Below are 16,517 nucleotides of genomic sequence, written 5' to 3' on the forward strand. Positions count from 1 at the left end.
ATGTCCGATCTGATCAACGCCGACCTGGTGCGTCTCGACGCCGAGCTCGGCTCCGACAAGGACGCGGTGATCCGCGCCCTGGCCCGGATCGTCGCCGACGCCGGACGCGCCACCGACGTCGACCAGCTGGTCGAGGACGCCTTCGCCCGCGAGGCGAAGTCCGCGACCGGCCTGTCCGGCGGCATCGCGATCCCGCACTGCCGGACCGCCGGCGTCGAGGTGCCGACCCTCGCCTTCGCCCGGCTGCAGCCCCCGGTCGACTTCGGCGCCAAGGACGGCGCTGCCGACCTGGTGTTCCTCATCGCGGCCCCCGCCGGTGGCGACAACACCCACCTCCAGCTGCTGACCAAGCTCGCCCGGGCCCTGGTCAAGCCGGCGTTCACCGACGCGCTGCGCGCCGCCACGTCCGCCGACGAGGTCGTCGCCCTGGTCAGCGAGGTCGTCGACGCCGAGCCCGCGGCGAAGAAGGCCGCGGCCCCGGCTGCTCCCACGCCCACCGCGAAGCGCAGCCTGGTCGCGGTGACCGCCTGCCCGACCGGCATCGCGCACACCTACATGGCGGCCGAGGCCCTCGAGGCCGCCGCCGAGCGGGCCGGCGTCGACATCGCGGTCGAGACCCAGGGCTCCGCGGGGTCGACACCGCTGCCCGCGGACACGATCGCCGCGGCGTCCGCGGTGATCTTCGCGGTCGACGTCGGGGTCCGCGACCGCGGCCGGTTCGCCGGCAAGCCGCTCGTCTCCTCGAGCGTGAAGCGCCCGATCGACCAGGGCGACGCGATGATCGCCGAGGCGCTGCGCGCGGCCGACGACCCCCACGCGCCCCGCGTCGAGGGCGGTGGAGCCGACAGCGGCTCCGGCGCCGGCGCGGGCACCGCGGGCGAGAGCTGGGGCGGACGCACCCGCCGGGTGCTGATGACCGGCGTCTCGTACATGATCCCCTTCGTCGCCGCCGGCGGCCTGCTGATCGCCCTGAGCTTCCTGCTCGGCGGCTACGAGATCGTCGGGCCGTACGGCGACATCGCCGTCGACAACACGATCTTCGACCTCCCCGACCCGCAGGCACTCGGCCTCGACCACGCACTGTTCGGCTCGGGCCTGGCCGCCTACATCGGTGCGCTGTTCTTCATCATCGGCAAGACCGCGTTCATGCTCTTCATCCCGGCGCTGGCCGGCTACATCGCCTATGCCATCGCCGACCGGCCCGGCATCGCGCCCGGCTTCGTGATGGGCGGCCTAGCGGCCAACCTGTTCAACGTGCAGTCCGGCGGCGGCGTCGCGCTGCCGGCCACCGGCTTCCTCGGCGCCATCATCGGCGGCGTCCTCGCCGGTGTCATCGCGCACTGGGTCGCGGGCTGGAAGGTCCCCACCTGGATGCGCGGCCTGATGCCGGTGCTGGTCATCCCGCTGTTCACGTCGGTGGTCGCGGGCCTGCTGATGATCATGGTCTTCGGCAAGCCGATCGGCTGGCTGATGACCCAGCTCAACGACGGCCTGAACTCGCTCAACGGCAGCAGCGCGATCCTGCTCGGCGTGATCCTCGGCCTGATGATGGCCTTCGATATGGGTGGCCCGCTCAACAAGGTCGCCTACAGCTTCGCCGCCGCCGGTGTCGGCGGTGCGGCCCTCGCGAGCGACGCCCCGCAGCTCAAGATCATGGCCGCGGTGATGCTCGCGGGCATGGTCCCGCCGCTGGCGCTGGCGCTCGCGACCGTCGTCCGCCCCGGCCTCTTCAACCAGGCCGAGCGGGAGAACGGCAAGGCCGCCTGGGCGCTCGGCGCCAGCTTCATCACCGAGGGCGCGATCCCGTTCGCCGCGGCCGACCCGCTGCGGGTGATCCCCGCGATCATGGCCGGCAGCGCCGTCACCGGTGGCCTCTCGATGGCGCTCGACGTCGGCATCCGTGCCCCGCACGGCGGCATCTTCGTGCTCTTCGCGGTCAGCAACATCGTCGGCTACCTGATCGCGCTGGTGGCAGGCACCCTCGTGGGCACCGCCGCGGTGATCGCCCTCAAGTCGATCGGCACCAAGGACCCGGAGCTCGCGACCGACCGCGAGCTCGCCACCGTCTGACCCCCACTCGTCGAACCAAGGAGAACAGCATGCCCAGCAAGACCGTCGCCGTCGGCTCCTCCGTCGGCCTGCACGCCCGGCCCGCCCAGCTCATCTCCGAGGCGGCCGAGGAGCTCGACGCCGAGGTGTTCATCGCGATCCCCGGCGACGAGCCGGTCGACGCCAGCTCGTCGTTGATGATCATGACCCTCGGCGCCGGCCCCGGCGACCTGGTCGAGGTCAGCAGCGACGACCAGGCCGCCCTCGACGCGATCGTCGCGCTGGTCGAGAAGGACCTGGATGCGACCTGAGCAGGGCGCGCCAGGACGGCGCGGCTGAGGGACGACGTGGCGGCGGCTACTCGACCGGCGACGAGCTCCGCAGCGCCAGGTAGACGGCGCGCACGCCGACGGCGCGCTCGAGCTCGCGCATCACGCTGCCGAAGAACTGCTCGCGGTAGGTCTCGTCGGTCACGGTCGACACCGTGAGGTAGAGGCCGGAGAACGCCGCGAGGAAGGTCGACACCTGCACGAGGCCCCGCGACGGGATGAACGGCGGATCGGTCTGCCAGGCGTCCATCACCGGGGTCGTCATCGTGATCGCGCCGAACACCATGAGGAACACGAAGACCGACAGCGACAGCAGCAGCACCTGCACGGTCTGGACGATGATCAGCACCAGGATCAGGTTCCAGCGCTCGTAGCCGGTGACCTCGGCGTACGCCGCGGGGTCGGCCTCGGGGTCGTCGATCAGCTCGCGGCAGACCTGCTCGAGCGGGGTGCGCGCACACGCGCGCACGAGGAACGCCTCGTCGACGTGGTCGTCGGCGCGGTCGACCTCCTCGGGCAGGCGCACGAACAGGAACGCGACGGCGAGACCGGCGAACAGCAGCACGACCAGCCAGAGGTCGCCGACGGTGAGGTTGGACGCGACCTGCCACATCTCGGTGTTGATGAAGAGGAACGTGATCGCGAGCAGCAGCAGCGGCAGCGCGCGGGTCGTCATCGGCAGCAGGGTGCGCAGGCTGCCGAAGGTGCGGCCCAGCGCCCAGGTGACGATCTGGCGTGCGTGCAGCGCGGTGAGTGCGTACCAGAGCGCGGCCAGCAGACCGAGCGAGACGAGGGTGGCGGGGGCCGCGCTGAACTCCTCGAGCCGCCACGCGAGCACCACGCCCGCGCCCGCGGCGAGCAGGGCCACGACGAGCACGAGCGGGACGGTCCGCTTCAGGCGCAGCGCGGTGCGGACGTCCGCCCGCTTCTCGGGCACGAAGTAGGACAGCCCGTGCTGCAGGAACCACACGTCGGTGGCCTCGACGACGTCCCGCGGGGCCCCGGGCATCAGCCGGCGCCGAGCAGCTCGCGCGCCCGGTCGACGTCGTCGGTCATCTGCTCGACGAGCCCCTCGACGCCCTCGAAGGCGACCATGCCGCGGAGCCGTTCGACGAAGCTGACCTCGACCTCCACGCCGTACAGCTCGAGGTCGGTGCGGTCGAGCACGTAGCTCTCCACCCGGCGGGGACGCGCGCCGGCGAACGTCGGGTTGGTGCCGACGCTGATCGCCGCGGGGTAGCGCTCCCCCGTGTCGAGCCGGCGCAGCCAGCCGGCGTAGACGCCGTCGGGCGGCGCGGCCGTCATCGTGTCGGTGGGGACGTTGGCGGTCGGGTAGCCGAGCTCGCGGCCGCGCTGGTCGCCCTGCACGACGACACCGCGCACGGCGTACGGACGGCCCAGCGCCTCGGCGGCCCCGGCGACGTCGCCGGCCGCCAGGCTCATCCGGACGTACGTCGACGACCACACCTGCGGGCCGCCGTCGAGCGGGATCCCCTCGGCCGTGAAGCCGAACCGCTCACCGGTCGTCCGCAGGGTCGCGACGTCGCCCGCGGCCCGGTGCCCGAAGCGGAAGTTCGCGCCGACCACGACCACGGCGGCGTGCAGGCTGTCGACCAGCACCCGCTCGACGAACTCCTCGGGGGTCCAGTTCGCGACGTCCATGTCGAAGGGCAGCGCGAGCACGGCGTCGGCCCCGGCGTCCACGAGCAGCTCGGCGCGCACCTCGAGCGAGGTCAGCGTCGTCGGCGCGTGCTCGGGCCGCAGCACGGCCATCGGGTGCGGGTCGAAGGTGACCGCGACCACGAGCAGCGAGCGCTCGTCGGCGATCTCGCGCGCCCGCGCGAGCACGTGCCGGTGCCCCAGGTGCACGCCGTCGAAGTTGCCGACCACGACGGCGGTGGGTCCGACGTCGGCCGGGACCTCGTCGAGGGAGCGCCAGATCTGCACGGGCAGGACTCTATCCGTGGCTCAGGCGAAGACGGCGACGGCCTTGGCCGTCTCGCCCCGCGGCTCGTAGAGAGCCAGGAACTCGCCGTCGGGGGCGAAGACCGCGGTGAGGCCGGCCAGGTCGAGGTCGAGCGCCCGGCCGACGCGCACGTCGGCGGCCTGCGCGTCGTCGAGGTCGACCGCGACGAAGGCCGCCCGGGCCGCCTCGGCGATGGGCAGCATCGTGAAGTCGTCGCCCAGCTCCTCCAGCGTGCGCGCGGCCGCCAGGTCGTAGGGGCCGACCGCCGTACGGCGCAGCGCGGTCAGGTGGCCGCCGACCCCGAGCCGAGCACCGAGGTCGCGGGCGATCGCCCGGATGTAGGTGCCGCTCGAGCAGCGCACCGAGACGTCGACGTCCACGACCTCGCCGGCGCGACGGATGTCGTGGACGACCAGCTCGTGGACGGTGACCGGCCGGGCCTTCAGCTCGACGTCCTCGCCGTCGCGCACCCGCTGGTAGGCGCGCTTGCCGTCGACCTTGATCGCGGAGACCGCGGTCGGGACCTGCTCGATGTCACCGACGAACTCCCCCGCCGCCGCGCGGACCACGGCATCGTCGAGAGCCGCGGCCGAGACCGTCGCGGTGACCTCGCCCTCGGCGTCGTCCGTGGTGGTGGCGACGCCGAGCCGGATGGTGGCGTCGTACCCCTTCTCGGTCAGCATCAGGTGACCGAGCAGGCGGGTGGCGCGGTTGACCCCGAGCACCAGCACGCCCGTCGCCATCGGGTCGAGGGTGCCGGCGTGGCCGACCTTGCGGGTGCCGGCGAGTCGACGGACGCGGGACACGACGTCGTGCGACGTCATGCCGCCTGGCTTGTCGACGACGACCAGCCCGGGCTCAGCGGTCACTTCTCGTCGTCGTCCTCGTCGAGGTCCTCGTCGGCGGCCTCGCGCGGCTTCTTGTACGGGTCCTCGTCGCCGGCGTACGACTCGACGCGGCGGGCCGCGACCTCGTCGTCCAGCGCCTTGGCCCGGGCCAGCACCTCGTCGAGGTGCCGGGCGGTCTCGGGCAGGGCGTCGGCGATGAAGGTCAGCGTCGGGGCGGTCCGCATGCCGAGCTGCTTGGCGACCTCGGAGCGGAGCAGGCCCTTGGCCGACTCCAGCGCCGCGGCGGTGTTGGCGAGCGCGGTCTCGTCGTCGCCGGTGGCGTCGAGCACGGTGTAGAAGATCGTCGCCTGCTGGGAGTCACCGGTGAGCCGGACGTCGGTGATGGTCACGAATCCGAGACGCGGGTCCTTGACCCGTCGCTCCAACATCTCCGCGACGATCACCTGGATCCGGTCGGCGATCTTGCGCACTCGTGGGCTGGCCATGGTTCCTACTCTCTCCAATGATCGAGTCGGCGCCACCTCGACCCCCGGAGGGGTGAGGTGGCGCCGACTCGGTGGTGCATCAGGTGCGCGCGATTTCCTTCATCTCGAAGGACTCCACGATGTCGCCGATCTCGATGTTCTGGTAGTTCTTCAGCACGAGACCGCACTCGAAGCCCTCGCGGACCTCGGACGCGTCGTCCTTCTCCCGCTTCAGCGACGCCAGGTCGAGGTTGTCGGCCACGATCGCGCCGTCCCGCAGCAGGCGCGCCTTGGCGTTGCGACGGATCAGGCCACTGGTGACCATGCAACCGGCGATGTTGCCGATCTTCGACGAGCGGAAGATGTTGCGGATCTCCGCCTGGCCGAGCACGGACTCCTCGTAGACGGGCTTGAGCATGCCCTTGAGGGCCGCCTCGATCTCCTCGATGGCGTTGTAGATGACCGAGTAGTACCGGATCTCCACGCCTTCCTTGTCCGCCATCTCGGTCGCCTTGCCCTGGGGCCGGACGTTGAAGCCGATGATGATGGCGTCGGAGGCCGCAGCCAGGTCGACGTTGGTCTCGGTGATCGCACCGACACCGCGGTCGATGACCCGGAGGGTGACCTCCTCGCCGACGTCGATCTGCGAGAGGGCGTCCTCGAGCGCCTCGACCGAACCGGACACGTCGCCCTTGAGGATGAGGTTGAGCTCCTGGCTCTCGCCCTTCTCCATGGAGGCCATGAAGTCCTCGAGCGTACGGCGGACGCGACGCTTGGCCTGCATGGCCGCACGCTCGCGTGCCTCACGCTTCTCGGCGATCTGGCGGGCCATGCGGTCGTCCTCGACCACGATGAAGTTCTGGCCCGCACCCGGCACCGCGGTGAGACCGAGCACCATCGCGGGACGCGACGGGTCGGCTTCGGTGATGTTCTCACCGTGCTCGTCGAGCATCGCGCGGACGCGGCCGTAGCCGGCGCCGGCGACGATCGAGTCGCCCACGCGGAGCGTTCCGCGCTGGACCAGCACCGTGGCGACCGGACCGCGACCGCGGTCCAGGTGCGCCTCGACGACGAGTCCCTGGGCGTCCTGCGTGGGGTTGGCCCGCAGGTCGAGCGACGCGTCGGCGGTCAGGATGACCGCCTCGAGCAGCTTGTCGAGGTTGAGCCCGGACTTCGCGGAGACGTCGACGAACATCGAGTCGCCGCCGTACTCCTCGGGGACCAGGCCGTACTCGGTCAGCTGGCCGCGGACCTTGGTCGGGTCGGCGTCCGGCTTGTCGATCTTGTTGACCGCGACCACGATCGGGACGCCGGCGGCCTTGGCGTGGTTGAGCGCCTCGACCGTCTGCGGCATCACGCCGTCGTCGGCCGCGACCACGAGGATCGCGATGTCGGTCGCCTGCGCACCACGAGCACGCATGGCGGTGAACGCCTCGTGACCCGGGGTGTCGATGAAGGTGATCCGACGCTCGTTGCCGTCGACCTCGGCCGTGACCTGGTAGGCACCGATGTGCTGCGTGATGCCACCGGCCTCCTTGTCGACGACGTTCGCGTTGCGGAGCGCGTCGAGGAGCTTGGTCTTTCCGTGGTCGACGTGACCCATGACGGTCACGACCGGCGGACGGATGACCAGGTCCGACTCGTCGCCCTCGTCCTCACCGAACTCGAGGTCGAACGACTCCAGCAGCTCGCGGTCCTCGTCCTCCGGAGAGATGACGAGTACGACGTAGTTGAGCTCCTCGCCGAGCAGCTCGAACGTCTCGTCGTTCACGGACTCGGTCGCGGTGACCATCTCGCCGAGGCTGAACAGCATCTGCACCAGCGAAGCGGCGTCGACGTTGATGCGCTCGGCGAAGTCGGTCAGCGATGCGCCGCGCGGCAGGCGAACGGTCTCGCCGTTGCCCTTGCGGACGCGGATGCCACCGATCGTCGGGGCCTCCATGGCCTCGAACTCCTGGCGACGGGCGCGCTTCGACTTGCGACCGCGACGCGACGGACCACCGGGGCGACCGAAGGCACCCTGGGTCTGACCACGCTGGCCGGGACGGGTGGGGCGACCACCGCTCGGGAAGCCGCCGGGGCGACCCGGAGCACCACCGGGAGCACCGCCACCACCGGGCGCACCGCGACCCGGGGCACCGCCGCGGGCCGGAGCACCGCCACGGGCACCACCGGGACCACCGGGGCCACCACGGGCGCCGCCGGGACCACCGGGGCCGCGGCCACCGGGGCCGCCACCGAAGGCGGCCGGAGACTTGGGCATCATCGCCGGGTTGGGGCGCGGCATGCCGGGACGGCCGGGCACGCCACCGTCACGGGCGGCCGGGGGCCGCGGCGGACGGTTGTCGCCGCCGGCAGCGGGCGCACCGGCAGCGGGAGCGGCCGGGTCGACGCCACGGGCCGGGGCGGGCTTGCGGCCCATGCCCTGGCTGGACGCGAACGGGTTGTTGCCGGGACGCGGGGCGCCGCTGGGCTTGCCGACCGGTCGGGGGGCGGGAGCCTTCGGGGTCGCCGAGGCGGCGGGCGCGCCGGCCTCGGCCGGGGGCTCCGGGGTCTCGGCGGCGGGCGCCTCCGGCTCCGCAGCGGCAGCCTTCTTGGGGCCGGGCTTCGGGGCGCTGGGCGCGTCGTCGGCGGGGGTCTCCACCACGGGCTCGGCGACCGGCGCCGCGGGCTCCGCGGCGGGAGCCTCGGCCTCGGGCTCTGCGGGCGCAGCAGCCTTCTTGGCCGGCGCGCGGGGGCCGGGCTTGGCGGCGGAGGTCTCGGCGGGTGCTGCCGGCGCGGAGGCCTTCAGCGACTCGCCGACCTCCTTGCGGAAACGCATCTCCGCAGGGAGCTCGACAGTGGAGCTCGCCGACTTGACGAACTCCCCCATCTCCTTGAACTTCTCGAGAACGAACTTGCTCTCGACACCGAACTCTTTGGCGAGTTCGTGAACTCGGGTCTTAGCCACGCTTCTCCTTCTGGCCTGAGACCCGGGTCCAGTTCTTTGCTGGGGGGTGATTCAGACCGTTAGTGGTGGTGCATGCTCATCGGAAAGAACTCATCGAGTGCTCATGAGCTGCTGCTCCAGTTTCTGTCGGTCGATCAGGGTCATGGTGCTGACGAGGTGAGGTACTCGCCGAGCGGTGTGCTGGTCAGCCCTGCCCCGCTCCCCGTGTAACGGAGGGCCCGGGCGAAAGCTCGCCGGCGCACCGCCAGCTCGTAGCACTCGGTCGTGGGGTGCAGGTGCGCTCCGCGGCCCGAGGCGGTGCCCTGCGGATCGGGTACGACGGCCGCGTGGCCGCTCGCATCCGAGCCGACGGTCACCCGCAACAACTCGCTCTTCGCGGCTCGTGTCCGGCATCCCACGCAGGTCCGAACCGGGCCGGTGAGGGCTGAGGGTTCGGGGCATGCTGAGGAAAAGTGTTCACGCGCCACTTCAGACAACCTTACCGCTATCGGGCCAGCGATTCGAACCGGCGCAGGTCGCTCACGCGCCGAGCAGGCGCAGCAGGTGCGGCCACAGCATCAGACCGAGCTCCGAGTCGGCCTCCAACGTCCCGCCGTGGGCGAACCGCGGCGGCGGGGCGGGAGCCTCCCCAGGCAGGACCAGCCGGTGTCCGGCGTGGTCGAGCACGAGCACCGTCGTGGCTAGGCCAGCGGCCTCGCGGCGCGCGGCGACCTGGTCGGCGAAGTCCACGGCAGGCCAGACCCGGTCGTCGCCACCGGCCGTCAGCAGCACCTCACCGGCGATCCGCTCGACCGGGATCCACGAGGCAGGCACGCGGTCGGCGTACTTCTCGAGGGCCTGCTCGTACTGGCCGAGGAACTCCGGCGGGTCGGTGTCCGGTTCCCACGAGTCGTCGTACGGCACGAACGGCAGCGGCTCTCCCCCACGCATCCACGACGAGCGCTGCGGGCGCTCAGAGCTCAGCGATGCCCACACCACGTCGCTCGGCGAGATCGCGACGACCGCGTCGATCTCGGGGTGCATCGCGCCGAGCAGCAGCGCCGCCTCGGCCCCGCGCGACGTGCCGAGGACGACGAGCCGGTCGCACCGCTCGTGGAGCGTGGCGAGCGGGTCGTCGAAGGACTCGAGAGCCACCAGGTCGACGGTCTCGCCGAACCAGCGGTACGACGCCGCGGTGGCGCCGGCCGCAGCGAGGACCCGGCAGCGGTCCTCCTCGACCCGGCCGCTGGAGCCGGCCAGGACGAGGACGCCGGTCGGGCCGTCACCTACCAGGAACATCAGTCGTCGGTGGCCGGCGCTTCATCCGAGCGGATGTCGATCCGCCAGCCGGTCAGCCGGGCGGCGAGGCGGGCGTTTTGGCCCTCCTTGCCGATCGCCAGCGACAGCTGGAAGTCGGGCACGACGACCCGCGCCGAGCGGGCCGCGAGGTCGATGATCTCGACGGAGCTGACCCGGGCCGGCGACAACGCGTGCGCGACGAGCTCGGCGGGGTCCTCGGACCAGTCGACGATGTCGATCTTCTCGCCGTGCAGCTCCGCCATCACCGCGCGGACCCGCTGGCCCATCGGGCCGATGCAGGCGCCCTTGGCGTTGACCCCGGGCGCCTCGGTCGTCACGGCCAGCTTGGTGCGGTGGCCGGCCTCGCGGGCGATCGCCGCGATCTGGACGGTGCCGTCGGCGATCTCGGGGACCTCGAGGGCGAAGAGCTTCTTGACCAGGTTGGGGTGCGACCGCGAGAGCGTGACCTGCGGGCCGCGCATGCCCTTGCGGACGGACACCACGATGCACTTGATGCGGGTGCCGTGCTCGTAACGCTCGCCGGGGACCCGCTCGCCCACCGGGAGCAGCCCCTCGAGCTTGCCGAGGTCGACCATCACGTCGTCGGGGTTGCGCCCCTGCTGGATGATCCCGGAGATGATGTCGCCCTCCTTGCCGGAGAACTCACCGAAGCGGATGTCGTCCTCCGCGTCGCGCAGCCGCTGGAGCATGATCTGCTTCGCGGTCGTGGCGGCGATCCGGCCGAAGCCCTCGGGGGTGTCCTCGAACTCGCCGATCTTGTTGCCCTCGTCGTCGAGCTCGTCGGCCAGCACCGTGACGTGACCGGACTTGCGGTCCAGCACCACCCGCGCGGACTCGTGGGCTCCGGGCGACTTCGTGTACGCCGTGAGCAGGGCCTGCTCGATCGCCTCCACCAGCACGTCGAACGAGATCTCCTTCTCCCGCTCGAGCATGCGCAGGATGCTCATGTCGATGTCCATCAGGCCTCCCCTCCCTCTTCGTCGTCCTCGTCGTCGGCCCGCCGGTTGAACTCGACCTGGACCAACGCCTTCTTCACGTCTGCGTATGCGACGTCCTGATGGACGCCGCTCACCTCGAGGGTGACCTTCTCGTCGTCCGACACACCGATCCGGCCGGTCGCGGACGAGCCGTCCTCGAACGTGACCGCGACCAGACGACCGGCGTTGCGGCGCCAGTGGCGCGGCAGGGTCAGCGGGCGGTCGACGCCCCGCGAGGTGACCTCGAGCGTGTAGGGCATCTCGCCCATCACGTCCGACTCGTCGAGCACCCGGTTGACCTCGCGCGTCGCCTCGGCCACCTCGTCCAGGGTCACCCCGCCGTCCTTGTCGACGGCGACGCGCAGGATCCGGCGCTTGCCGGCCGGCGTGACCTCGACGGCCTCGATGTCGAGACCCAGGGCGCGCAAGGGGTCGACGAGCTCTGCCTCGATCCGGTCCCGGGTGGCGTCCTGCTTGGCACTGCTCACGGGTGGGCGACCTCCTTGTGCTGTTGTTGATCGCCCACGATAGCGGTCGCCACCTCGTGCTTCATACCGCCCGTACGACGGGGATAGGGTCGGCGCCGTGCCCGCCCGTCGACGTCCCCTCTCGCGACGTACGACGCTCGCCCTCGGGGTTGCCGGAGCCGCCGGGGCGCTCGTCGTCGCGGGCTGCGACGACGACCCGGACGCGCCCGCCTCGACACCGACACCGGCCGAGGACCCGGACGGCGACCTGGTGGACTCCGTGCTCGAGGAGCTGAGCGGCGCCTACCGGTTGACCGTGGCCGGAGGGTTCCCCGCGCTGACGGCGATGCACGCGGCTCACATCGCGGCACTCGACGGCCCCCAGCCGACCCCGGCACCGGGGCACGCCAGCGCCACCGCGGTCCGTCGCAACGAGCAGCGGATCCAGGCGTTCCTCGTCGACTCGGCGGTGGGCGCCGACAGCGGGGCGCTCGCCCGGCTGCTCGCCTCGATGTCGGCGGCGGTCGCCCAGCAGCTGGCCGACCGGTCCGGGCGGCAGCCATGACGACCCTCGAGGCTCTCCAGGCGACGCTCGCGGCCGAGCACGCGGCCGTCTTCGTCTACGGCGCGCTCGGCGGTCGTACGTCGCGCAGCGAGAACCCGACGCTCTTCGCCGCGGTCTCGTCGGCGTACGCCGCGCACCGGGCCCGGCGCGACCAGCTGACGGCGGACATCGTGGCGGGGGGCGACCAGCCGGTCGCGGCGGAGGCGGCCTACGAGCTGCCGAGCGCGGTGGTGACGCCCGGCCAGGTCACCGGCGTCGCCCTGGACGTGGAGCGGTCCTGTGCGACGACGTACGCCTTCCTGGTCGCCAACACGGCGGCCGCCCAGCGGCGGTGGGCGATCGCGGCCCTGAACGAGTCAGCGGTCCGCGAACTCACCTTCCGGGGAACTCCCGAGACGTTCCCCGGGGCCGGTGAGTACGCGGACCGCTGAGGCCTGGACTACGAGGCCGGGAGCGACTCCAGCCGGGATGTGGGGGGACTGGCGGGGAGTCGCTCTTGCAAAAGCATGCAACACGCTGGTCGCGCGCGGGACCGATCCCGTTCCTCACGTTTCTGCATTGCACAAATGTGCAAAGCAAAACCTGCTTCAGGCCCAGCTCTGCAGCAGCCCGGGGATGTCCGAGAGCCGGTGCGCGACCGCGTCCGGCTCCCCCTCCGAGTGCCCGACCTGCGACGCCGGGATCGCGCTCAGCGGGATGTGGATGGCCCGCATCCCGGCGTTGTGGGCGCCCCACACGTCGTCGAAGAGCCGGTCCCCGACGTACACGCAGCGGCCGGGGTCGGCCGCGCCGACGGCCGCCATGGCCGCCTGGAACGCGAGCGGAGACGGCTTGGTCCACGGGATCTCGCTCGTGTAGACGTCGCCGTCGATCAGGTGGCCGACCCCGTCGCGACGGAAGAAGCCCTCGTGCCACGAGCGCGGCCAGATCGTGTTGGACAGCACGCCGACCTTGATGCCGGCGGCGCGCAAGGTCTCGAAGAGCGGGCCGACCTCCGGGTCGGTGAGCGTGTGGGGCTCCCAGAACTCGTAGTACGCCGTGAGCAGGTCGGGGTCGTGGCCGAGCCCCGCCTCGGCGAAGAGGTCGGCCACGGTCGCGCTCTGCTGGTGGTCGCGGGACCTGCCCCAGATCGTCTCGTTGGCGGCGTGCAGCCGCTCCCGGGAGACCTCGACGTCGTGGTCGGCGTCGATCACGGCCTGGGCGAGCGCCAGCGACTCCGCGTGGAAGTCGATGTCGTGCCAGCGGGTGAGGGTGCCGCCCCAGTCGAAGATGACGGCGTCGACGCCCGTGGTCACGCTCGGACGAGCCTCACGACGTGGTCGACCACGTGCTCGGCGTGCACCTGCTCACTGGTGCCCGACGCCCGGTCCTTGACCTCGATGGTGCCGTCGGCCAGGCCCTTGCCGACCACGACGATCGTCGGGACGCCGATCAGCTCGGCGTCCTTGAACTTCACGCCGGGGCTGATCTTGCCGGTGCGGTCGTCGTAGAGGACCTCGATGCCCTGCTTGTCGAGCTCGTGGGCGATCCGCTCGGCGGCGGCGAACAGCGTCTCGTCCTTGCCCGCGGCGACGATGTGGACGTCGTACGGCGCCACCTCGCGCGGCCAGGCCAGGCCGATCTCGTCGAGGGTGCCCTCCGCGATCGCGGCGACCGCGCGGGAGGCGCCGATGCCGTAGGACCCCATGGTGACCGTGACGAGCTTGCCGTTCTCGTCGAGCACCTTGAGGTCGAGGGCGTCGGCGAACTTCCGGCCGAGCGCGAAGATGTGGCCCATCTCGATGCCGCGCGCGGTGTGGAGGGTGCCGTCGCCGTTGGGGCAGGCGTCGCCCTCGCGCACCTCGGCGGCCTCGATGATGCCGTCAGGCGTGAAGTCGCGGCCCGCGACCAGGTCGATGACGTGGCTGCCGTCGACGTTCGCGCCGGTCACCCAGCGGGTGCCCTCCCCGATGCGGGGGTCGGCGAGGAACCGGATGCCCGACTCGTTCTTCTCGCCGAGCACGCCGGGACCGATGTAGCCCTTCGCGAGCATCGGGTAGGCGGCGAAGTCCTTCTCGTCGAACGCCTCGATCTCGGCGGGGTAGACCTGGGCGTCGAGCCGCTTGAGGTCGACCTCGCGGTCGCCGGGGACGCCGATCGCGAGGGGCTCGCGGGTGCCGTCGGGGTGGCGGAGGACCACGAGCACGTTCTTGAGCGTGTCGGCCGCGGTCCAGGGCCGGTCGTCGCGCGGGAACGCGTCGTTGAGGTGGTCGACCAGCGTCTGGATGGTCGGGGTGTCGGGGGTCTGCTCCGCGTGGGCGGCGGGCACGTCGTCGTACGCGACGGGCGCGGGCGTGGGCACGCGGACCGCCTCGACGTTGGCGGCGTAGTCACAGGTGGAGCAGCGGACGTAGGTGTCCTCACCGTTGTCGGCGCGGGCGAGGAACTCCTCGGACATCGAGCCGCCCATGGCACCCGACATCGCGGAGACGATGACGTACTCGAAGCCGAGCCGGTCGAAGATCCGGATGTAGGCGTCGCGGTGCTTCTGGTAGCTCGTCTCCAGGCCCTCGTCGCTGACGTCGAAGGAGTAGGAGTCCTTCATGACGAACTCGCGGCCGCGCAGCAGGCCCGCGCGGGGACGCGCCTCGTCGCGGTACTTGGTCTGGATCTGGTAGATCGTGAGCGGCAGGTCCTTGTACGACGAGTAGAGGTCCTTCACCACGAGGGTGAACATCTCCTCGTGCGTGGGCCCGAGCAGGTAGTCGGCGCCCTTGCGGTCCTGGAGCCGGAAGATGCCGTCGCCGTACTCGGTCCAGCGGCCGGTCGCCTCGTAGGGCTCACGGGGCAGCAGCGCGGGGAACGACAGCTCCTGGGCGCCGATGCCGTCCATCTCCTCGCGGATGATCCCCTCGATCTTGCGCAGCACGCGCAGGCCGAGCGGCAGCCAGGTGTAGATGCCGGGGGCGGCGCGGCGGATGTAACCGGCGCGGAGGAGCAGGCGGTGGCTCGGCACCTCGGCGTCCGCGGGGTCCTCTCGCAGGGTCCGCACGAACAGGCTCGACATCCGGGAAATCATGGGGTCAGGCTACTGGGAGTCGTGTGCAACCTTCCTCCGGGTTATGGCGTCTCTGGTGCATGAAGCTCCCGCTCGCCGCCGCCACCGCCCTGATCGCCCTCGCCGCTGTCTGCGCCTCCCCCGCCGTCGCTGCGGCCCCCGAGGCCCCGACCGTCGAGCTGAAGCCGGGATCGATCGAGCGAGGCGCCGACATCGCCGGGCCGCACGTCGAGGGGAGCACCGTCGTCGACGGCTCGCTGCGGATCACCCTCGACTCGCCGCACGTCTCCCTGCTCGGGACCTCCGGCAAGGCCTATGTCGTCCTCGTCTCCGAGAAGGACGGCTCCGCGCCGAAGGTGCTGCGGGTGCGCCGCGACGACGGCTACCGGGTGCTCACCCGCGGCCAGGACTCGTGGGACGTGGTGCTCAGCGACGATGGAGACCACCTGCTCAGCACGCCGTCCTACAGCGCGCACCGGACCGTCGTCCGCGTCCTCGATGCGACCACCGGTGACCCGGTCCAGGAGCGCACGTTCCCCGGTTCGGCCACGGTCCTCTCCGCCGACGGCGGACGCGCGGTGCTCGGCAGCTGGGGCCCGGACCGGACCTTCTGGTGGGACTTCGTCGCCGACGACACCCGGCGGATCAGCAACCGGCCGGGGTACGCCGCCGACATCGACGCCGACCGGGTGGCGTCGTACACCGGCGATCCCTACGACGGCGGGTGCTCGCTCGTCACCGACCTGGGCCCGAGCCCCCAGAAGCTGTCGCGCTCGTGCGACGAGCGGGTCACCGCCTTCTCTCCCGACGGCCTCCGGATGGCGACGATCCACATCCTCTCCGATGGTCTCGGCCCCAACGCCGTGAACGTGCGTCGTACTCACCACGGCGCGCTGCTCGCGCGCTACACCGCCGAGTGGTTCGGCGCGATCACCTGGGAGACCTCGTCGATCCTGCTGCTCGACACGAACGGCCGCGCCAAGGCCGCCACGATCCGGTGCGAGGTAGCCTCCTGCGAGCGGGCGTCTGACCTGAAGCCTGTCCCCCGGTACTGACCTGGTCGACGGTGGTCGAGGAAGGACGAAGTCCTGTCGCCCACGGTGTTGAGGAAGGCGCGCAGTCCTGTCGTCCCCGGTGGTTGAGGAAGGCGCGTAGCGCCGGTCTCGAAACCCCCGCAGCCGACCCGTCACCTGTCCTCGGCTTGCGGGCCGCCTCGGCTGATTTAGAGAATGGTGTGGTCACCGTCCGCCGTGGTTACGGCGGCGATTTCCAGCCGTTGCCTGGCTTGCGGGTCCGCTCGGGTCGACCGTCGTGGTCACCGCCCAAAGATTTTACTTTCCGAAATGCTCAGGACCCTGTGGAGAACAGGGTTTTCGGGGTCTGACTGTCGGTGGTCGGTGCTTGGCTGTTCCTATGGCAGCCACCACCGAACTCGACACCGCAGGTGCGGTACTGGTTGCCGCCCGCGAACGTCGAGCGGTCGCCGATCAGGCCGAGTCCGAGCAATTCCAGCTGGCCGCCGACTGGGCGGCGATGCACTCGGTTGACTCGATCGGGCCGGCCGCG

Annotated in this window: 16 protein-coding genes; 5 read left to right on the forward strand and 11 right to left on the reverse strand. The window is 71.5% G+C overall.

The annotated features are described in order from the left end of the window. Entirely contained in the window at positions 1-2,070 is a 2,070-nt protein-coding gene (locus PD653B2_RS07015) for a PTS fructose transporter subunit IIABC (protein WP_085871626.1), read from the forward strand. A gap of 29 nt (positions 2,071-2,099) precedes the next feature. Beyond that, positions 2,100-2,360: an HPr family phosphocarrier protein gene (locus PD653B2_RS07020; protein ID WP_085871627.1), complete on the forward strand. Its 261-nt coding sequence runs from the start codon at positions 2,100-2,102 to the stop codon at positions 2,358-2,360. Between the two features lie 46 nt (positions 2,361-2,406). On the opposite strand, the gene PD653B2_RS07025 is transcribed toward PD653B2_RS07020, so the two are convergent. The 9 genes from PD653B2_RS07025 to rimP form a co-directional block, all read right to left on the reverse strand. Continuing rightward, complete coding sequence (locus PD653B2_RS07025) at positions 2,407-3,387, reverse strand: hypothetical protein (RefSeq protein WP_085871628.1); 981 nt, start codon at positions 3,385-3,387, stop codon at positions 2,407-2,409. Continuing rightward, positions 3,387-4,325: a bifunctional riboflavin kinase/FAD synthetase gene (locus PD653B2_RS07030; protein WP_085871629.1), complete on the reverse strand. Its 939-nt coding sequence runs from the start codon at positions 4,323-4,325 to the stop codon at positions 3,387-3,389. The genes PD653B2_RS07025 and PD653B2_RS07030 overlap by 1 nt, the downstream gene beginning before the upstream one ends. 21 nt (positions 4,326-4,346) lie before the next feature. After that, the gene (gene truB / locus PD653B2_RS07035) at positions 4,347-5,213 is read right to left on the reverse strand and encodes a tRNA pseudouridine(55) synthase TruB (RefSeq protein ID WP_085871630.1); all 867 of its coding nucleotides are present in this window, start codon (positions 5,211-5,213) and stop codon (positions 4,347-4,349) included. After that, a complete protein-coding gene (gene rbfA, locus PD653B2_RS07040) occupies positions 5,210-5,677 on the reverse strand; it encodes a 30S ribosome-binding factor RbfA (RefSeq protein ID WP_085871631.1) in 468 nt (155 codons plus the stop codon). The genes truB and rbfA overlap by 4 nt, the downstream gene beginning before the upstream one ends. A gap of 79 nt (positions 5,678-5,756) precedes the next feature. After that, the gene (infB, locus tag PD653B2_RS07045; RefSeq protein WP_085871632.1) at positions 5,757-8,606 is read right to left on the reverse strand and encodes a translation initiation factor IF-2; all 2,850 of its coding nucleotides are present in this window, start codon (positions 8,604-8,606) and stop codon (positions 5,757-5,759) included. A 140-nt stretch (positions 8,607-8,746) separates the two neighbouring features. Beyond that, positions 8,747-9,073 carry a DUF448 domain-containing protein gene (locus PD653B2_RS07050; RefSeq protein WP_085871633.1) on the reverse strand — a complete coding sequence of 109 codons (327 nt, stop codon included), beginning with the start codon at positions 9,071-9,073 and terminating at the stop codon, positions 8,747-8,749. A gap of 52 nt (positions 9,074-9,125) precedes the next feature. Then, the gene (locus PD653B2_RS07055; RefSeq protein ID WP_085871634.1) at positions 9,126-9,884 is read right to left on the reverse strand and encodes an acyl-CoA thioester hydrolase/BAAT C-terminal domain-containing protein; all 759 of its coding nucleotides are present in this window, start codon (positions 9,882-9,884) and stop codon (positions 9,126-9,128) included. Next, the gene (gene nusA / locus PD653B2_RS07060) at positions 9,884-10,864 is read right to left on the reverse strand and encodes a transcription termination factor NusA (RefSeq protein WP_085871635.1); all 981 of its coding nucleotides are present in this window, start codon (positions 10,862-10,864) and stop codon (positions 9,884-9,886) included. The genes PD653B2_RS07055 and nusA overlap by 1 nt, the downstream gene beginning before the upstream one ends. Further along, positions 10,864-11,370, reverse strand: a complete 507-nt coding sequence (rimP, locus tag PD653B2_RS07065; protein ID WP_085871636.1) for a ribosome maturation factor RimP — start codon at positions 11,368-11,370, stop codon at positions 10,864-10,866. The genes nusA and rimP overlap by 1 nt, the downstream gene beginning before the upstream one ends. Positions 11,371-11,467: 97 nt before the next feature. Between rimP and PD653B2_RS07070 the strand changes: the two genes are divergently transcribed. Together PD653B2_RS07070 and PD653B2_RS07075 are read left to right on the forward strand one after the other, a co-directional pair. Then, on the forward strand, positions 11,468-11,914 hold the full coding sequence (locus tag PD653B2_RS07070; protein ID WP_085871637.1) for a hypothetical protein: 447 nt from the start codon (positions 11,468-11,470) through the stop codon (positions 11,912-11,914). Further along, positions 11,911-12,345 carry a ferritin-like domain-containing protein gene (locus PD653B2_RS07075; protein WP_085871638.1) on the forward strand — a complete coding sequence of 145 codons (435 nt, stop codon included), beginning with the start codon at positions 11,911-11,913 and terminating at the stop codon, positions 12,343-12,345. Before PD653B2_RS07070 ends, PD653B2_RS07075 begins: the two co-directional genes overlap by 4 nt. 156 nt (positions 12,346-12,501) lie before the next feature. Here the strand turns inward: PD653B2_RS07075 and PD653B2_RS07080 are convergent, their stop codons facing one another. Both PD653B2_RS07080 and PD653B2_RS07085 read right to left on the reverse strand, forming a co-directional pair. Beyond that, on the reverse strand, positions 12,502-13,209 hold the full coding sequence (locus tag PD653B2_RS07080) for an HAD family hydrolase (protein ID WP_085871639.1): 708 nt from the start codon (positions 13,207-13,209) through the stop codon (positions 12,502-12,504). Beyond that, a complete protein-coding gene (locus tag PD653B2_RS07085; RefSeq protein WP_085871640.1) occupies positions 13,206-14,972 on the reverse strand; it encodes a proline--tRNA ligase in 1,767 nt (588 codons plus the stop codon). Before PD653B2_RS07085 ends, PD653B2_RS07080 begins: the two co-directional genes overlap by 4 nt. 59 nt (positions 14,973-15,031) lie before the next feature. Between PD653B2_RS07085 and PD653B2_RS07090 the strand changes: the two genes are divergently transcribed. Next, complete coding sequence (locus PD653B2_RS07090) at positions 15,032-16,006, forward strand: hypothetical protein (RefSeq protein WP_085871641.1); 975 nt, start codon at positions 15,032-15,034, stop codon at positions 16,004-16,006. Positions 16,007-16,517 lie beyond the last annotated feature (511 nt).

Origin of the sequence: Nocardioides sp. PD653-B2 (assembly GCF_002117935.1) — a bacterium.
In the GTDB taxonomy this organism is placed as follows: domain Bacteria; phylum Actinomycetota; class Actinomycetes; order Propionibacteriales; family Nocardioidaceae; genus Nocardioides.